The organism is Pantoea pleuroti, assembly GCF_014156615.1.
In the GTDB taxonomy this organism is placed as follows: Bacteria; Pseudomonadota; Gammaproteobacteria; order Enterobacterales; family Enterobacteriaceae; genus Pantoea; species Pantoea agglomerans.
In genome coordinates, this window is the sequence record NZ_SBFD01000007.1 from 49,409 (window position 1) to 67,660 (window position 18,252).

The following is an 18,252-nucleotide window of genomic DNA, read 5'->3' on the forward strand; positions in this document are numbered from 1 at the left end:
GAGTGTATCAGCCCATACGTATTCCACATCCCACACTTTTGCGGGCGGTTTCACACAACCCGATCGCCTGTGGCTAAGATCGTGACCGCGATCAGATCGTGGGATTAATACCGGGTTTTCTGCTGCACCAGTGGCCGGGCGTCGGGATGATCCTGACTCAGCGTGTCCGGCTGCGCCGGCATGGGCGGAAGGACAAAAGCGGTGTTGCTCGTCGTTGTGACGAGGGGCTTCAGGCCCGATGAGCGCAGTGACCCGGCGCTGCCGGGTTACTGTTTAATATTCGTCGCCGCGTACCCGACTACGATAGCTTTCCCAGTCGAAGCGCACCCACAGGCTGTTGCCGAGGCGCATACGATCCATGACACGTTCGCCCAGCAGCGTATTCATGCCCGCATGGTCGAGGTTGGATAACATGCCGGTCGGGCGTTTCGATGAAGAACGGCGATCGACAATCTGGTTAATAATCACTTTTTCGTAGCGCGATTCGCTCTGCATACCGATCTCATCAATCACCAGCAGATCAACACTGCTGAGATCCTGAATCAGCCGCTCTTCGGTAATGCCACTGCTGCCGCTGAAGGTGCCCTTCATGCTCGACATCAGATCGGCAACCGTCACGATCAGCACGCTTTTACCGCGCAGGATAAGGTCATTACCAATCGCGGCTGCAAGATGGTTTTTACCGGTGCCGGGACGGCCTGAAAAGACAAAACTGGCGATGCTGCCATCAAATTCAGCGGCATACTGACGCGCCAGTTCCAGCGCCTTGCGCTGCCCCTCGTTCTCCACCCGGTAATTATCAAATGAGCAGTTCATATGCAGCTCGCGAATGCCGGAACGGCCCATTACGCGCTGCATTTTCATTGCGCGATTCTCACGCACAATCGCCTCTGATCGCAGGCGACCCTGCTCCTGATTCCACGCCAGCAGCTCTTCGCCATTGGCAAATTTAGGACGGGTGCCTGCGGGCATCATTTTTTTCAGACGGTTAAAGAGATCGTTTGGCGTTTTCATCATTCACCTCGGAAACCATCGGGAATGGTACGGTCAGGATCGGGCAACTGCGTGATATCACGCTTCGGTTGCCCGCCGTTTGCGGCACGGTTCATCTGAATGCTGCGTGCCAGTTTCTGTTGCCACTGTACATGATGGAACATCCGGCCTTCCGCCTGCCAGTAGGCCACAAAGGCCGCCAGCTCGCTGGGGGTCACCGGTTCACCCAGCGACACACCCCAGATCGCGGCCTGGCGCGTAAAGTCGGCATCCGGCTGCCAGCCCTGATACATGGCGAACTTACCTGCCGGCGTATGGATCGCGGCGGGGGAATCGTCATACAGGCTGTCATCCAGCGCCACATCATTCGGCTGCCGGGCGGCGGCTTCCAGCGCCAGCAGCTCAGCCAGACGCGCCGGGGTGATGGCGTACATCACCGGCGCATAATTATCTAACACCGCCAGCGTGCCCTTTTCCGCCTGCTGCAGGGCAGTCAGCGGATCCTGTCGGAAGGCATCCAGGCCAATGAGCGTTGAAGTTAAGATTTTAGCTGACATGAAAAGACCTGAGGTTAACGAACACCTTGCGCCGGGAACCCGTCGCCGACGCAGAAGTGTTTATTGTACCTTTTTTAATGATGCGGATCGCTTAAAAAGCAAGAGTGCGGATCAGTGCGAGGTGACCGGAGAAGTGGCGTGACGGGCCGGTGCAGATTCGGTGGCCCGCACGCTGACAGCCGCGGCGGCCGGGCGGGTCTGCCATAGATAGCGAACCGAGGCCAGCCAGCACAGGCCGTAACCCAGCAGTTCGGTACCCTCTTCGGCCATGTTTTTCACCACGCGGTTGTAATCCCCCAGCATCAGGTGCTGCCACAGCGCATGAATACCAAACAGTCGTGAAAAGACCAGCACCACTAAAAAGCCGGAGGCCATCACCGGCCAGCTGCGGTGTTGCAGCAGCCTGGCCAGCGCGTGCAGCGTTTTTTTCGGCGTTCGCAGCGCGACGGCCAGGCAACCGGCCGTCACCGCCAGGGCGAACCAGATCCAGCTGCCATGCTGGATGGCATCAAAAACAAAGTCGAGCTCACGGATTAGCATACAGCTATAGAAGCCCGCCACTAAGGTCAGCGCGCCGCGCTGAGCCGGACGGCGCTGGGCAGCAATAAAGAACAGGGCGGCAATCACCGCCAGCATGATTTCCTGGGTAGTTTCAGTAAAAGAGGTTTCGTGCAGCGCATCATTCATCCAGGCCACATCAATATAGATGGGCAATATCATCAGAGCGAGAAAGAGTGCTGCCAGTATGAAGACCGTCATTTCGCGGCCAATAATTGTCAAATCGTTGCGCATAGTGTTACCAGTATAATGATTAGCGGACTCATTATATTTTAAACGCCCGATTCCCTTTCTCTTTTCATGCCCCGGTCAGAAGCTGGCGCTGAAGCCAAAGGTGTAAAGTTGCTGCTCCTGGTTATTCAGCGCTTCGCTTTGTGAAAACGCGGCGAAAGCCGCCAGATTATCGTTCAGAGGCATTTGTGCACCGATGCTCAGATCGATGCCTTCGGACTGATCGGTGCCGTTCGTCGCCTCACGCCGGGGATTCTGCGGCGTGTCTGCCAGCAGATAGTGATAACTCAGCTGCGCCCAGGGCGATATCCATCCCTGCTGCGAATCGATGCGCCAGCCGACGCTGGCGCTCTGCTCACGACTCTGTTGATCGCTGTAGTCACATTGCAGACAGTTCATCTGCTGCGGATCAACGGCATACTGCGCCACCGGCCCGGTGGTAAATGACGGGGCAATGGGCAGGTCAACCCCAGCCCGATAGCGTTTTCCCAGCGGGGTAGTGCCTACGCTGCCGGTTTCACTGTGGAGTGCGATGGGGGACGCGGTGGGAGAGTTGATGGCGGCTTCAAACAGGGCGCGGCTCTCATCGCTGAAGGCGAGTGGCGTCAGGGCGATCTTCTCCGCCAGAATCGTATCGTAGTCGGGCAGAAAGTCGGGATGCTGAGGCGCAGAGATGCAGCCGCGCGCAAAAGTCGGTTGCGTTAAGATTAACAGCCATACAGCACAGCAGATCCGCAGACCTTTCCAACCGCTTCTCGGCAACATCGCTTCTCCAGGCAAGGCTGAAGTTATTATCCGGCGTTTAAATTAAATTTCGGCCCGTCTCTGTTATTTAACCGGTGATCGTTTAACTATCAACCGATTAATTCTAAGATCAAGCGGACCGCTAAAATATTCTCGTTATAAAGGAACAGAGCGATGCAACGATGTGGTTGGGTAACGCAGGATCCCCTCTATCTGGCTTATCATGACAGGGAATGGGGTGTGGCGCAGAGAGACAAGCGTTCGCTGTTTGAGATGCTCTGTCTGGAAGGACAGCAGGCGGGGTTATCCTGGATAACCGTGCTGAAAAAGCGCGAAAACTATCGGGCGGCGTTTCACCAGTTTGATCCGCAGGCGATTGCACAGATGGATGCGGCAGAGATCGACACGCTGATGCTCAACAGCGGCATTATCCGCCACGCCGGTAAAATCGCGGCAATTATCGCCAACGCCCGTGCTTATCTCCAGATGGAAGCGCAAGGAGAGGATTTCAGCCACTTCGTCTGGCAATTTGTCGATAACGTACAAATCGTTCACCATTATCCTGACTATAGCCAGGCTCCCACCACCTCAGAGCAGGCCATTGCGCTCTCGAAGGCGCTAAAGCAGCGTGGTTTCAAATTCATCGGCCCCACAATTTGCTACTCCTTTATGCAGGCCTGCGGGCTGATAAACGATCATCAGAGCAACTGTTTTTGCCATCCTGACAATCAAAAGGCGTAATTCCCGCTAAATCAGGATTTTTCCTCACTACATTCCCGGCCACCAGGCGGCATAATCGTGCCACTTATGGGAAAGGTTTTCCCCTGTGTGTCGAATGTAAGGGAACAAAAATGCAGAAGAAATTAATCGCCATCACCTTGTTACTAAGCGGCAGTCTGGCCCTGCCAGGTTGTACCACCAATCCTTACACCGGCGAATCTCAGGCGGGTAAGTCAGGTGTGGGCGCAGGCCTGGGTGCGTTAGTGGGTGCCGGTGTCGGCGTACTCTCCTCGTCGAAGAAAGATCGCCGTAAAGGTGCGCTGATTGGTGCTGCAGGCGGAGCCGCACTGGGCGGTGGCGTGGGCTACTACATGGATGTGCAGGAAGCGAAACTGCGCGACAAGATGCGCGGTACGGGCGTCAGCGTGACCCGTAATGGCGATAACATCGTCCTGAATATGCCAAACAATGTCACCTTCGACTCCAGCAGCAGCAATCTGAAACCTGCCGGCGCGAACACCCTGACGGGTGTTTCAATGGTGCTGAAAGAGTATCCAAAAACCGCGGTAAACGTAGTGGGTTATACCGACAGCACCGGCACCCGCGCACTGAACATGCGTCTGTCACAGCAGCGTGCTGAAAGCGTCGCCAGCGCGTTGATCGTGCAGGGTGTCGCCAGCGATCGCCTGCGCACGCAGGGCGCAGGCCCGGATAACCCGGTTGCCAGCAACAGCACCGAAGCAGGCAAAGCACAAAACCGTCGTGTTGAGATCACGCTCAGCCCGCTGGGATAAACGCGGTCGCCCCCGCCTGGGGGCACCTTTTTTCTGTAAAGCAGCGCGTTAAAAGTATCAGTAATGTTTCTGCGAATAGAGCCAGCAGAGGCTTTATGATAGTCTGATCAAAAATTGATCAATGGATGCCTTCCCATGTCTCTTAAAGCCATCGCTGCGGTTTTAGGTCTTTCCGTAACGACCGTCAGTCGCGCCCTCAACGGTTATCAGGATGTCGCTCAGGAGACGCGTAAACGCATCGAAGAAGAAGCGCAGCGGCGTGGCTACCGGCCTAATGCGGCGGCCCGGCGTCTGAAAACCGGCCGTGCTAACGCGGTGGGATTCGTCTACCCGATCAGTGCCTCTCCCCTGAATGGCAGCGACTTCAGCGACATGCTGCTGGCGCTGGAGCATCACCTTGCCCGTTATGACATTAACCTGCTGTTGCTGGCGGATAAGCAGCATAGTCAGTCGACTCTGACACGCCTGCTGCGCAGTGGCGTAGTTGATGCCCTGATCGTCGGCCACACCATGCCAGAAGACAGTCGGCTTCATGCTTTGCTCCAGACCAATTTTCGTTTTCTGGCGCTGGGCCGCAGCGATCTGCCATCGACCTATGCGTGGTTTGATGTTGATCACCTTGCCGGTTCACAGCTGGCGGTGGGCTGGTCGCTGGCGCAGGGACGGCAGCGGATAGCCTGGCTTGGCAGCAATGAAAACAGTACGCGGGTGCGTGACCGGCGTCAGGGTTATCTGACGGCGCTGGGGGAGGTTACGCCTTATGCGATGGCGGCGGTGGCGCCGTCGCGCCGCGCCGGCTATCAGCAAACCCGGGAGTGGCTGGCAGAGGGGCCAGCACCGGAAGTGATCATCACCGACTGCGCTGCGCTGGCTGAAGGCGCGGCTCTGGCGCTGCAACTGGCCGGGCGTGCAGCGGGCGAGGGTGCCATTCTGCTGGCGGGCTGGGAAGGATTGCCGCGAGATGCGATTCTCGATCATCCCATTGTCGCCATTCGTCAGGCGACGCCGCATCAGGCCGGTGAACAGGTGGCTGAAATGGTCATCCAGCTGATTGATGGCGCACCGCCGGAGACGTTACAGACTCTGTGGCAACCCTGGCTGCAATTACCGGCGTAGCGCTTTTTGCGCCGGGCTTTGCTTGTGCTAGTCTCTGCCTGGTTTCTTATTACGCAGGATATCTCATGAAAATCAGGCCGCCTCGCGCCACCATCAGCGATGTTGCTCACGCGGCACGAACCGGTAAAACCAGCGTTTCACGCTATCTCAATGGTGAACTGCATCTGCTCTCTGCCGGTCTGAAAGCGCGGATCGAACAGGCTATTGCTGATCTCAGCTATCGCCCGAGTCAGATGGCGCGCGGCCTGAAGCGCGGACGTACCCGCCTGATCGGGCTGATTATCGCCGATATCACCAATCCCTATTCTGTTGATGTCATGAGCGGTATTGAAGCCGCCTGCCGCGAGCAGGGTTTCACGCTGCTGATGTGTAACACCAATAACGAAGTGGATCTGGAGCAGCACTATCTGCAATTGCTGAGCAGCTATCAGGTTGAGGGCATTGTGGTTAACGCCGTCGGGATGCGTGAAGAGGTGCTGAACCATCTGCAACAATCCCTGCTGCCGATGGTGCTGATTGACCGTAAAATCCCCGATTTTCCCTGCGATGTGGTGGGCCTGAACAACGCCGAGGCAGCCGAAACGGCAACGCGGCATCTGGTCGACAATGGCTACGATGCGCTGCTTTTTCTTAGCGAGCCGCTGGGCAGCGTCAACACGCGCCGTGAGCGCCTGCAGGCCTTCCGCCAGCTACTGGCGGAGCATCCGCAGGTTGAGCATGAGAATACCGAGGTGGCGCTGCACCAGCCCGCTGCGCTGGATCAGGCGCTACTGGCCTTTCATCAGCGTCACACCGGCAAACGTTGCGCGGTGATGGTCGCCAACGGGGCGCTGACATTGCAGGTAGCACGATCGCTACAGCGACTCAATCTGCACTGGGGCCGCGATATCGGCCTGCTCGGTTTTGACGAACTGGAGTGGGCGGCGCTGGCCGGTGTGGGTATCACCACGCTGAAACAACCCACCTGGCAGATTGGCTACAGTGCGCTGGAACGCCTGATTGCGCGCATCGAGGGCAGCGGATTACCGGTTGCCGAGCAGGTCTTCTCTGGCGAACTTATCGTTCGCGGCTCCAGCCAGCCTCTTAACTGAATTTCAGATTTAACCTTCCGTTTACGTGCTCGCTTCGTGAGCACGATCATAATTTCACTGTTTGCTGCTTTGCTTTGGAACCGGTTCCATTTAGGGTTTTTGTATTCGTTATGGGCAGAACCCTGCCATGGAGTAGAACATGAAACCTGACATCATCGTGGTGACCGCAGCATATGGCCACGCACAGATCGCCGCTCTCGGCGGTCAGCGTGCGCTGCTGCCAATTATCCAGCAGGCGGGCGCTGACGGGGTCGAAATCCGCCGCGAACTGCTTGATGACGCGGCGCTGGCCGATCTGCCAGCACTGGCCCGGGCGGTGGAGCAGCATCAGCTGCACAGCAGCTATTCGGTGCCCGATACGCTGTTTTGTGACGGCGGCGAAATCAATCCTCGTATAACCCACTACGTTGAAGAAGCACGCCAGTTAAATGCTCAGCGGCTGAAAGTGGCGCTGGGAGCGTTCACCGGTGCGCTGCCTCGCGAAGCGTTGCAGGCGCTGCTGGCGGATCTGCCGTTTCAGCTGACGGTGGAAAATGACCAGACTGAGCATGGCCGACTGGCTCCGTCAGTCGCCTTTTTCACCGCGGTCAGGGAAGCGGATCTGTCGATCAGCATGACCTTTGATATGGGTAACTGGTGCTGGACCGGTGAGGATGCCGATCAGGCGGCGCAGCAGCTGGCTGCGCAGGTGGGCTATGTGCATGTCAAAGCCGCCGTGGCGCACCAGGATAGCTACCGCGCGATTGCGCTGGATGAGGCTGATGACCACTGGCGCACACTGCTGCAACAGTTGCCCGCACAGGCACCGCGCGGTATTGAATTTCCGCTGGAAGGCGACGATCTGACTGCGGTGACACGCCACTATGTGTCGCTGCTGCGTAACGTGTAAGGAGTGAAGATGACCACGCATCACACTATGCATCACAACGGTCCGCTTGATGTTGTCACTATCGGTGAAGCGATGGCGATGTTCATCGCCCGTGAAACCGGCGACCTGGCCGCAGCAGAGACCTTTGTTAAACGCGCGGCGGGTGCTGAACTCAATGTGGCGACCGGCCTGGCTCGTCTTGGCCTGAAAGTGGGCTGGGTCAGTCGTATTGGCGATGACGCGTTTGGCCGGTTTATCTGCCAGCAGCTGGAAAAAGAGGGTATCGACCACGCCCGGGTGACGGTAGATAAGCGCTATCCCACCGGTTTTCAGCTCAAGTCCAAAGTCGATGACGGCTCTGATCCGCTGGTGGAATATTTTCGTAAAGGCTCGGCGGCCAGCCATCTGTCGGTCGACGATTTTGACGCGGACTATTTTGGCTCGGCGCGTCATCTGCACCTGAGCGGTGTGGCGGCGGCGCTGTCAGAGAGTTCGCTGGAGCTGCTGAAGCACACGGCCAAAGAGATGCGCGCGCGCGGTAAAACTATCTCGTTTGACCCTAACCTGCGGCCGGTACTGTGGCGCAGCGAAGAGGAGATGCGTAAGCAGCTCAATCTGCTGGCGGAGTATGCCGACTGGGTACTGCCGGGCGAAAAAGAGGGGCTGATTCTGACCGGCTATCGTCAGCCAGAAGCGATCGCGGATTTCTATCTCGATAAGGGCGTGAAAGCGGTCGTGATTAAAACCGGTTGTGACGGTGCCTGGTATAAAACGGCGCAGGGCGAGCAGGGCCAGGTTGAGGCGATCAAAGTCGACAACGTGGTGGATACCGTGGGCGCCGGAGACGGCTTTGCCGTTGGCGTCATCAGCGCCCTGCTGGAAGGTCAGTCGCTGCCGCAGGCGATTCGTCGCGGCAACAAAATTGGTTCGATGGCGATTCAGGTCATTGGTGACAGCGAAGGTCTGCCGACGCGTCAGCAACTGGGCGACGTGTAGTTCGCGCCCCTCTACAGTCACAGGAGTTCCCGATGAAAAAGCAGACAATCGCGCCAAAACGCTGGTGGTTCATCATGCCCATCGTGTTTATCACCTACAGCCTGGCGTATCTCGATCGTGCAAATTTTAGCTTCGCTTCTGCTGCCGGGATTAATGACGATCTCGGCATCACCAAAGGCATGTCCTCGCTGCTGGGTGCGCTGTTCTTCCTGGGTTACTTCTTTTTCCAGATCCCGGGTGCAATTTACGCCGAACGGCGCAGCGTCAAGAAACTGATCTTCTGGTGCCTGATCCTGTGGGGTGGCTGTGCCTCACTGACCGGCGTGGTCAGCAACATTCCGATGCTGGCGGCCATTCGCTTTATTCTGGGCGTGGTGGAAGCCGCGGTGATGCCCGCGATGCTGATCTACATCAGCAACTGGTTTACCAAATCGGAACGTTCACGCGCCAACACCTTTCTGATTCTGGGTAATCCGGTCACGGTGTTGTGGATGTCGGTCGTGTCAGGCTATCTGATCGAATCGTTTGGCTGGCGTGAGATGTTTATCTTCGAAGGCATTCCGGCGGTGGTCTGGGCGATCGCCTGGTGGTTCCTGGTGCAGGATAAGCCGGCGCAGGCGCGCTGGATGAGCGATGCCGAGAAAGCGGCATTGCAGGCCGAACTGCAGAAAGAGCAGGAAAATATTAAAGCGGTGCGCAACTACAGCGAAGCGTTCCGTAACCGCAACGTGATCATTCTCTGCCTGCAATATTTTGCCTGGAGCATCGGCGTCTATGGCTTTGTGCTGTGGCTGCCGTCGATTCTGCGTAACGGCACGCAGATGGGCATGGTAGAGGCGGGCTGGCTCTCCGCGGTGCCTTATCTGGCAGCGACCATTGCGATGGTGGTGGTCTCGTGGGCGTCGGATAAAACCCAGAACCGTAAGCTGTTCGTCTGGCCGCTGCTGCTGGTGGGCGCGCTGGCGTTCCTCGGCTCTTATCTGGTGGGATCGAACAATTTCTGGATGTCCTACACCCTGTTAGTGATTGCCGGTGCCGCGATGTATGCGCCTTACGGGCCGTTCTTCGCCATTATTCCTGAAATGCTGCCACGCAATGTCGCCGGTGGCGCAATGGCGCTGATCAACAGTATGGGTGCGCTGGGGTCGTTTATCGGTTCATGGATTGTCGGCTATCTTAATGGAGCCACCGGCAGTCCGTCCGCGTCCTACATCTTTATGGGATCGGCCCTGCTGGTTTCGGTGTGGCTGACGCTGATTGTGAAACCGGCGCAGAACAAAGCGCCGCCGCTGCAGGGTGCAAAACCCGCCTGAAAGCGTAAACGTTAGCCTCTATTTCTCCGGGCGGCCTGCAAGCCGCCCGCTACTTATTGACCGGGAGCCACCGAATGAAACCCGCTGTAATTCTCTATAAAAAACTGCCCGACGATCTCTATGCTCGCCTGGCTGAACAGTGTGACGTGACGGAAATCAGCGATCTCTCGCCGGAAAGCCAGCAGGAACATGCTGCGGCGTTCCGGCAGGCAGAAGGTCTGCTGGGATCGGGCGGTAAAGTGAATGGCGAGCTGCTGGCGAAGATGCCCAATCTGCGCGTCTGCTCCAGCGTCTCTGTAGGTTATGACAATTTTGATGTGGATGCGCTGAATCAGCGTCACGTGGTGCTGATGCACACGCCGACCGTGCTGACCGAAACCGTGGCGGACACCATGATGGCGCTGGTACTGAGCACCGCCCGTCGGGTGCCGGAACTGGATGCCTGGGTCAAAGCGGGCAACTGGCAGAAGAGCATCGGTCCGGCGCAGTTCGGCATCGACGTGCACCATAAAACGCTGGGTATTCTCGGCATGGGACGTATCGGGATGGCACTGGCGCAGCGCGCCCACTTTGGCTTCGGCATGAAAATCCTCTACAACGCCCGCCGCGAGCATAAAGAGGCACAGTCGCGCTTTGGCGCACAGCGCTGTGAGCTGGAGGCGCTGCTAAAGCAGAGTGATTTCGTCTGCATCAGTTTGCCGCTGACTGAAGAGACGCACCATCTGATCGGTGCCGCCGAGCTTGAACTGATGAAGCCGGATGCGGTGCTGATCAACGCCGGCCGCGGGCCGGTGGTGGATGAGAATGCGCTGATCGCCGCGTTGCAGGCGGGCAAACTGCATGCCGCCGGGCTGGATGTGTTTGAGCAGGAGCCGGTCTCTGCCGACTCTCCGCTGCTGTCGCTACCCAATGTGGTGACGCTGCCGCATATCGGTTCTGCCACCCATGAAACCCGCTACGGCATGATGCAGGATGCGGTAGAAAATCTCCTTGCTGCACTCGGCGGAAGCGTCGAGAAAAACTGCGTGAACCCGCAGGCGCTGAAGTAATCCCCTCGCCTTTCCATTGCGCCCGCCCATGGCGGGCGTTATGGTGGACCCCCGATTCGCTATCACAAATATTTAACCGCTATGTCTTTTTCTCAGTTCGGCGACAAATTTACCCAACATTCCGGCATCTCACGTCTGATGGAAGATATGGGCGCGGGCCTGCGAACGCCCGGCACCATCATGCTGGGCGGCGGTAATCCGGCGCAGATCCCGGCCATGAACGACTACTTTCAGCAACTGCTGCAGCAGATGCATGAGGAAGGCAAACTCAGCGAGGCGCTGTGCAATTACGATGGCCCGCGCGGTAAAGCGACGCTGCTGGCGTCGCTGGCCGGGCTGCTGAGCGATCAGCTTGGCTGGCCCATCACCGCACAGAACATTGCGCTGACCAACGGCAGCCAGAGCGCCTTCTTCTATCTGTTTAACCTGTATGCGGGTCGCCGGGCCGATGGCAGCAAGAAGCGTGTGCTGTTCCCGCTGGCGCCTGAGTATCTTGGCTATGCGGATGCCGGCCTGGAAGAGGGGCTGTTTGTATCGGCGAAGCCGAACATTGAGCTGCTGCCGGAAGGTCAGTTTAAATATCATGTCGATTTCGAGCATCTGCCGATGAACGAGGAGGTCGGGCTGATCTGCGTATCGCGTCCGACCAACCCCACCGGCAACGTGATCACCGATGATGAGCTGATGCAGCTCGATGCGCTGGCACAGCAGCATGATGTGCCGCTGCTGATCGACAATGCCTATGGCGTGCCGTTCCCCGGTATCATCTTCAGCGAGGTGCGCCCGCTGTGGAATCCCAACATCATTCTCTGCATGAGTCTGTCGAAGCTCGGCCTGCCGGGTGCGCGTTGCGGCATCATTATCGCTGACGAGAATACCATCACCGCGCTGAGCAATATGAACGGCATCATCAGTCTGGCGCCCGGCAGTATCGGTCCGGCCATTGCCAATGAGATGATCCGTCGCGGCGATCTGTTGCGGCTCTCCGAAGAGGTGATTAAGCCGTTCTATCAGCAGAAGGTGCAGCAGACCATTGCGATCCTGCGGCGCTATCTGCCGGAAGACCGTTGCCTGATCCACAAGCCGGAAGGGGCGATTTTCCTCTGGCTCTGGTTCCGCGATCTGCCGATCACCACCGAATTGCTTTATCAGCGGCTGAAAGCGCGCGGCGTGCTGATGGTGCCGGGACACTTCTTCTTCCCGGGACTGGAACAGGCGTGGCCGCACACCCATCAATGTATGCGGATGAATTACGTGCCGGACGCAGAGAACATCGAGCGGGCGGTGCAGATTCTGGCGGAAGAGGTTGAGAACGCCTGGCGCGACAGCTAATCCTGCGAATCGGTTAACGACAGCTGGCACCACTGTGCCAGCTGCTGAATCGCCTGTTCCACTTCCGCATTCCAGCCAAAACCGGCATTCAGCCGGAAGCAGTGATCGTAGCGCTGATCGGTGGCAAAAATATGGCCCGGCGCGATGCCGATGCCCGCATTACGCGCTTTCAGAAACAGCTCGCGCACGTTCAGCGCCTGTCGGGGCATCTCAACCCACAGCACATAGCCTCCTTCCGGATCGGACACCCGGGTTCCCACCGGAAATTCTCGTAACACCGACTGACGCATTTCACGGATTTGTCGTGCCAGCTCACGCCGCAGCTTACGCAGATGAGCATCATAGCCGCCGCTGCGCAGCAGTTCCGCCACCGCCGCCTGCGACAACACCGAGGTGCCCATGGTTGAGGTATATTTCAGTGAGGCGATTTTGCGCATGTAGTTGACGCTGTGAACCCAGCCGATACGAATGCCTGGCGCCACGGTTTTAGAGAAGCCGCTGCAGAGAATGGCGTTGGGGCTGAAGGCGCGCATCGGGAAAGGGCGGCGTTCACCAAAAGCGGTATCGCCAAAAATATCATCCTCGATGATCACCACATCGTTTTCATCCGCCTGCCGCGCAATATAGGCCTTATGCTCGTTGGGAATGCTCTTGCCCAGCGGATTGTTGACGTTGCACAGGGTGAGAAAGACCCGCACTGCCTTGCGCTGAAACAGCCCGGTGAGCTTCGCGACATCGACATACCCTTCCGGCCCGGCTTCCACTTCAATCACCCGTAAATTGAGGTTATGCAGCATCTGCAGCAGCACGAAATAGCAGGGTGATTCCACGGCGACCACATCGCCCGGCTGGGTCGTGGCGCGCAGCGACAGCGAGATCGCCTCAATGCAGCCGTTGGTGATCAGAATATCGTCAGCGCTGATATTGCAGCCGTAACCCACTGCCCGACGGGCAATCTCTGTTTTCAGCGGCGCATAACCGGTGCCCTTCACCGTATTCCCGAGCAGGGCCGGTTTGCTGTAGCCCATCTGACGCATCAGCAGGCCGATGCGCTTGACCGGATAGAGTGCGCTGTCGCCGTTGGCCAGATCGAGACGCACCCGGCAGTCTGAGCCAAGCATCGCCAGATGAAGTTCTGTCTGCTCATCAAGCGGCGCGATGGCGCGCGGCTGTTCGCTGACGGCGGGCAGCTGACGGGAAGAAGGCCGCTGCGGCGCAACAAAAAAGCCCGATTTGGGGCGGGCAACGGCGTAGCGCTCATCTTCCAGCGTGCGCAGTGTCTTCAGGGCGGTGGTGAGGCTGACATTGTACTGCGTCGCCAGCGTGCGCACCGACGGCAGACGGCTGTCAGGTGCCAGTGAACCGGCATGAATGGCCTGCTTGATCTGTTCTGCGATCTGGCGGTAACGACTGCGCTGACTCTCCTGTTCCCCGATAATATCGGCCATCTGTTCCACCCCATATCGCGCTGATCTGTGCATATTCAACAGAGTACATTCAAAGTACTTTAGGCTGCATCTCTTAATTATTCATAACGCTAAACGGCCCGCAGACCCCGTCAGCCGCCGGGCTTCAGACCATAAAGTGATTCTGTTCACCTGAGGAATACGTGAGAAATGAATAATCTGCCCGCCATGATGAAGGAGATGGAAGCGTATCTGTCACCCGCCATCATTGAGTCCGCTCAGCGCTGCTCTCTTCGCCTGCTGGCAGCGTTGCCGGATCAGCAGCAACTGGAGAATAACCGTGTGCTGCTCGCCTATGGCGGGGGAAAAGACAGCAGCTACATGGTGGCTTACGTGCGTTACATCCAGGGACTGATCTGGCAGCAGCAGGGCAGCACCTTTCATCTGCGGATCAGCACCAACCGTCATACGGCGATGAATCAGAGCGTAATGGAGAATATTCACCGCGTTTATCAGTCGCTGGCGATGCATGACGATGAACGGGTGGAGTGCCTGGTGGTGGATGGCCTGCTTATCCGACCGTTTGACCGCGACCTGCCGATGCCGGAGAGCGTGCGGCAGCAGAACCGTAATGATGTGCTGATGAATGGCCACCGGTTTCGCGCCGACGCGCGCTCGACCTTCTGCAATGCCTGTAATCTCAGCATGGTGAACTCCTTTGGCCTGGCGGCAGACTACAACGGTGGCGTGGATCTGATTATCACCGGCGACTCGCCACAGGAGCAGGCCGCCTATGTCGCCTGGGCGCGGCACCTCTCACGGCTGTTTGATGCTCCGGTGGCGGATAAAAACCGGGGCTTCAGCGGGTTTCTGCAGACGCTGGATGGCGTGGCAGAGCGCTACTTCAGCGATGTTTATGGCGCCGATCAGCTGACGCCTGCGCACCGCATCACCCACCAGCTGGCGCGCAATCCACTGTTCTTCAACATCTATCAGGACACCGCCTATGAAGCGGGCGCGCACTGGGCGCTGCTCAGCGAATTTATGCGCTTCCGTTTTGATGCGCTGATGTTCAGCTTCTCCGAGTCCGACTGCGGTAATCCGACGCTGATGGCACACCTGCGCGGATTGCGGGCAGAAACGCTGCTGCAACGCCACTATGCCGAAGGGATCCGCGAATATGTGCGCTTTGCGCTGGGACTGATGGTGAAGAAAGATTTTCCACCCGCGCTAATCGATGAGATGGCGGCGCGCTATCAGGATGACGCCGCGATCCAGCAGCAGCGGCAGCGCGCAGCAGACTTTGCCATACAGGCGTTTGACCTCAGCGAAGATCAGCTGATCTGCATGATCTACTCCCCGTTCCTGGCGCAGGGAGAGCAGCTCGGACACTGGCTGATGCAGCAGCAGATTACGCTGGATGAGGCGGCCGTCCGCGATCTGCTTGAGCAACGCAGCGAGGATAGCGCGCTGGCACAGCAGTTAACCCGGCTCTCCGGCATGACGCTGACGCAGATGCGGCACTGCTGGCAGAGCAAGCCGGTCAGTTCGCTGCTGGAGGGCAAAAGTGCCGATCCGCTGTCGCGCGTGCTGCGTTTTGATCCCCACAAAGCGGTGATTCAGGTCAATAACGGTGTGCTCAATGACATCGTGACAGAAATCATTTCCGGGCGATAACCCGGTAAGGCGAGGCGATGAAAAAGATTTTTCTGCAAATTGGCGCCACCCGCGACGGGCAAAATCCTTACTGCGCGGTGGCGAAGCGCGACGGCTATTTTACCGTGCTGGCTGAAATGGGTGATTTTGTCGATTACCAGTCGTTAAGCCTGGCTCTGCCGTTTGATCTGATCATTCGCCTCGATCGCCCTGAGAATCCGTGGGAGGTGATGCAGGCCTATCTGCACGCCGGTTTACTGGCGCATCCGCTGGTGGTGCTGGCGGGCTTTGAAGCCTACAACGCTAGCGCCGGACGACTGCGCGAGATGCTGGCCGGGCCGGATGCGCCCGCTGCCTTTATTCCGCTGGATAAATATGCGCAGCGCATGGCGCTGAAGAAAGCCTGGCCGCGCTTCCCGCAGCCGGAGTTCCGCTTTTTCGCCTCGCCGCTCAGCATTCTGGATGCCGGAGAGGCGCTGATCTATCCCTGCGTTGTGAAGCCGGTGGATGGCGGCGGCGGCCTGGGCATCTGGCTGATTGAGCATGCCGATCAGCTGCATAGCGTGGTGAAACAGCTGGTACAGACCATGAACTACGGCGGCCGCGGCTTCAGCGGCTTTATTGTGGAAAGCGCCCTGATCGGCGATGAGTTTTCGTTGCAGGGCGTGGTGCATCAGGGACACCCCCAGGCACTGACCTGCTGCCAGAAGGTGATTGAGCAGCACCGGGATGCTGAGGGCTGCGTCAGCTTTTATGAGTCGGGGCATGTGGCGATGGCGGCAGCGGCCCTGCCGGCCTCGTTCAGCAGCCTGATGACATTCTGTTGCGAAACCTTTGGCTACCGTCAGGGTGCATTTCATATCGATTTTATTGTGGTCAACGGCGTGCCGCATTTCCTGGAGATGGGGTTCCGGCTCTCCGGCATGGGCGTGGCGACGCTGGTGCAGGAGGCGACGGGCATCAACTGGGCGGAAGTCACCTTCCGGCTGGAGGCGGGTGGCGCATTGCCCGCGTTTGCCTTAACCACACCCGGTGCGGTCGGCCAGCTGCGGTTGCGGCAACCGGCGCAGCTGCAGGCTGCCGAACGCTGGATCGATCAGCATCAGCAGGGCGCGCTGTTACCGCCACTCAGATTGCCTGCGTTACAGGTTTCGTCACGCTCATCGCTCTATGCCGACCTGACGCGTCACGCGGGCATTCTGGCCACTTTCAGCCTGACGGCCACAGCGCGTGAGCCGATTATGACCATTTTCCAGCAGGTGATTGCCGCGCAGCCGGTGGCGGCCAGGAGAGATAAAGTATGTGCAGGATGATTCTGGCGCATGGCCGGTTCGACAGCGCAGAGATTCTGGAGGCGGCGCGCGCCATGAGCTGCGGTGAAAGCGCCGAACACGATGGCCCGATCAAATCACACCCTAACGGCTGGGGCTGTCTGTGGCTCGAAGAGGGTGAGATTCGTACCCTGCACGGCACCGGCGCGTTCGCAGAAGCGCTGCCGGGTATCGATGTGGATCGCCTGCACAGCCGGTTTCTGGCGGTGCATGTGCGGCACGCCACGCTGAGTAAAAATCAGGGACTGGCGTTTTCTCATCCGCTGTGGCGCAACAGCGCCGGACATCAGTGGTACATGATGCATAACGGCTTTCTGCCGACGATTTACCGCCAGCTCGGTCTGGCGGAATCGCGCTTCGATTCAGAAGAGTATCTGCATTATCTGGTTGATCAGACCACGCCCGCCGATTTCACCCGCGACTATCTGCGCGCAAAGATGGCGCAGGTAGAGCCGGGCGGCAGCGCAGGGAATGCCATTTTCGTCACCCGTGACAAAGCCTGGGCGTGGCAGTGGTATCCGCACGACACGCCCTGGCCCGACTATTTTACGATGCATTTTCAGCAACAGGATGGTTGCACGCTGATCGCCTCTGAACCCGTGGCAATACCAGGCAGCGCTGGCAACTGGCGGCGAATGAACAATCATGAACTCTATGAAATACCGTTTAGGGAGTGATAAACATGGCAATTTTCAATCAGTTCCGCGTGATTAATCCCAACATGTTTGTGGAATCGACCTGGCTGGATGACATCGTCACCGCACGGGTGCCGCTGCTGGTGCTGCGTAATTTCCTGACGCCAGAGGTGCGGGAAGCGGTGGTGACTGACCTGCAGAGCTGCCGGGAAAAGATCCGTGTCTCCCACTATCCCAATGGCGCGCTGACCACGCTCGGCCCCTATCTGGCGCGTCATACTGCGGCTCCCGATAACTACTTTACTGAGCTGCGCGATATCCAGCCGGCGTTGCCGCCATCGCTGAATACGCTGCGCGAACAGATTTACCGCTGGGTTCAGCATGCGCTGCGGCTGGAAAGCTTACGCATCGCCCACGAACCGGGTTGTGGAGACTACGCCGGTTCTATCGTGCGCTTTCATGCCAATGGCGTCGCGAACCCGCTGCATAACGACAATATCGTGCGCGACGCCGCAGAGACTTCGCTGGTGGTGACGCAAATCCTGCATCAGCTCAGCTGCGTGGTCTGCCTGCAGGAGTGCAACGCGGGTGGGGCACTGCGTATCTACAACAAAAAGTGGTCGCCGGAGGATGAGCAGTTCAAAACCGTCGGGGAGCTGGGTTATCGCAGTGGGGTGATCGAAAACAGCGAGATCTGCGAATTTTCACCACGCAGTGGCGATATCTATCTGTTTAATCCTGCGTTTTATCATGAGATCGATCGGGTCGAAGGCGATACCCGTATCACCATGGGTTTCTTTTTCGGGCTGACCGATAAAAAAATGAAACACGCTATCGCCTGGAGCTAAGCCGGGCTGTGCCA

General features: G+C 58.1%; 18 protein-coding genes. 13 read left to right on the forward strand and 5 right to left on the reverse strand.

The features are described 5' to 3' along the window. Positions 1-273 precede the first annotated feature (273 nt). The 4 genes from dnaC to EPG66_RS16505 form a co-directional block, all read right to left on the reverse strand. Positions 274-1,014: a replicative helicase loader DnaC gene (gene dnaC / locus EPG66_RS16490; RefSeq protein WP_010258898.1), complete on the reverse strand. Its 741-nt coding sequence runs from the start codon at positions 1,012-1,014 to the stop codon at positions 274-276. Next, positions 1,014-1,550, reverse strand: coding sequence for a primosomal protein DnaT (gene dnaT, locus EPG66_RS16495; RefSeq protein ID WP_069025553.1), 537 nt, complete (start codon positions 1,548-1,550; stop codon positions 1,014-1,016). The genes dnaC and dnaT overlap by 1 nt, the downstream gene beginning before the upstream one ends. A gap of 111 nt (positions 1,551-1,661) precedes the next feature. Further along, positions 1,662-2,342 (reverse strand): hypothetical protein, encoded by a 681-nt coding sequence (locus tag EPG66_RS16500; protein WP_031591008.1) that lies wholly within the window; start codon positions 2,340-2,342, stop codon positions 1,662-1,664. A gap of 75 nt (positions 2,343-2,417) precedes the next feature. Beyond that, positions 2,418-3,104, reverse strand: coding sequence for an autotransporter (locus EPG66_RS16505; RefSeq protein WP_069025554.1), 687 nt, complete (start codon positions 3,102-3,104; stop codon positions 2,418-2,420). Between the two features lie 153 nt (positions 3,105-3,257). On the opposite strand from EPG66_RS16505, the gene EPG66_RS16510 reads away from it, so the two are divergent. The 9 genes from EPG66_RS16510 to EPG66_RS16550 all read left to right on the forward strand — a co-directional run bounded on the left by EPG66_RS16510 (position 3,258) and on the right by EPG66_RS16550 (position 12,362). Further along, positions 3,258-3,824: a DNA-3-methyladenine glycosylase I gene (locus tag EPG66_RS16510; protein ID WP_069025555.1), complete on the forward strand. Its 567-nt coding sequence runs from the start codon at positions 3,258-3,260 to the stop codon at positions 3,822-3,824. A gap of 110 nt (positions 3,825-3,934) precedes the next feature. Next, a complete protein-coding gene (locus tag EPG66_RS16515) occupies positions 3,935-4,597 on the forward strand; it encodes an OmpA family lipoprotein (RefSeq protein WP_010258904.1) in 663 nt (220 codons plus the stop codon). Between the two features lie 135 nt (positions 4,598-4,732). Next, on the forward strand, positions 4,733-5,713 hold the full coding sequence (locus EPG66_RS16520) for a LacI family DNA-binding transcriptional regulator (RefSeq protein WP_069025556.1): 981 nt from the start codon (positions 4,733-4,735) through the stop codon (positions 5,711-5,713). A gap of 65 nt (positions 5,714-5,778) precedes the next feature. Further along, entirely contained in the window at positions 5,779-6,804 is a 1,026-nt protein-coding gene (locus EPG66_RS16525; RefSeq protein WP_061703507.1) for a LacI family DNA-binding transcriptional regulator, read from the forward strand. Between the two features lie 139 nt (positions 6,805-6,943). Continuing rightward, positions 6,944-7,693 carry a sugar phosphate isomerase/epimerase gene (locus tag EPG66_RS16530; RefSeq protein ID WP_182687556.1) on the forward strand — a complete coding sequence of 250 codons (750 nt, stop codon included), beginning with the start codon at positions 6,944-6,946 and terminating at the stop codon, positions 7,691-7,693. 9 nt (positions 7,694-7,702) lie between these two features. Continuing rightward, positions 7,703-8,668 (forward strand): sugar kinase, encoded by a 966-nt coding sequence (locus EPG66_RS16535; RefSeq protein ID WP_010671602.1) that lies wholly within the window; start codon positions 7,703-7,705, stop codon positions 8,666-8,668. 32 nt (positions 8,669-8,700) lie between these two features. Beyond that, entirely contained in the window at positions 8,701-9,981 is a 1,281-nt protein-coding gene (locus EPG66_RS16540) for an MFS transporter (protein WP_010258909.1), read from the forward strand. A 74-nt stretch (positions 9,982-10,055) separates the two neighbouring features. Beyond that, positions 10,056-11,030 carry a glyoxylate/hydroxypyruvate reductase GhrB gene (gene ghrB / locus EPG66_RS16545; RefSeq protein ID WP_163844462.1) on the forward strand — a complete coding sequence of 325 codons (975 nt, stop codon included), beginning with the start codon at positions 10,056-10,058 and terminating at the stop codon, positions 11,028-11,030. Between the two features lie 81 nt (positions 11,031-11,111). Next, positions 11,112-12,362 (forward strand): valine--pyruvate transaminase, encoded by a 1,251-nt coding sequence (locus tag EPG66_RS16550; protein ID WP_182687558.1) that lies wholly within the window; start codon positions 11,112-11,114, stop codon positions 12,360-12,362. Here EPG66_RS16550 and EPG66_RS16555 read toward each other — a convergent pair. Next, positions 12,359-13,810, reverse strand: coding sequence for an aminotransferase-like domain-containing protein (locus EPG66_RS16555; protein WP_182687560.1), 1,452 nt, complete (start codon positions 13,808-13,810; stop codon positions 12,359-12,361). The two genes, EPG66_RS16550 and EPG66_RS16555, sit on opposite strands and share 4 nt — an antisense overlap. Before the next feature lie 168 nt (positions 13,811-13,978). On the opposite strand from EPG66_RS16555, the gene EPG66_RS16560 reads away from it, so the two are divergent. From EPG66_RS16560 to EPG66_RS16575, 4 genes are read left to right on the forward strand one after another with little or no spacing between them, the layout of a single operon-like run. Further along, positions 13,979-15,445, forward strand: a complete 1,467-nt coding sequence (locus tag EPG66_RS16560) for a hypothetical protein (RefSeq protein WP_182687562.1) — start codon at positions 13,979-13,981, stop codon at positions 15,443-15,445. 17 nt (positions 15,446-15,462) lie between these two features. Further along, entirely contained in the window at positions 15,463-16,737 is a 1,275-nt protein-coding gene (locus tag EPG66_RS16565; RefSeq protein ID WP_182687564.1) for an ATP-grasp domain-containing protein, read from the forward strand. Beyond that, positions 16,725-17,432, forward strand: coding sequence for a class II glutamine amidotransferase (locus EPG66_RS16570; RefSeq protein ID WP_182687566.1), 708 nt, complete (start codon positions 16,725-16,727; stop codon positions 17,430-17,432). Before EPG66_RS16565 ends, EPG66_RS16570 begins: the two co-directional genes overlap by 13 nt. A gap of 5 nt (positions 17,433-17,437) precedes the next feature. Continuing rightward, on the forward strand, positions 17,438-18,238 hold the full coding sequence (locus EPG66_RS16575) for a 2OG-Fe(II)-dependent halogenase WelO5 family protein (protein WP_022624803.1): 801 nt from the start codon (positions 17,438-17,440) through the stop codon (positions 18,236-18,238). Positions 18,239-18,252 lie beyond the last annotated feature (14 nt).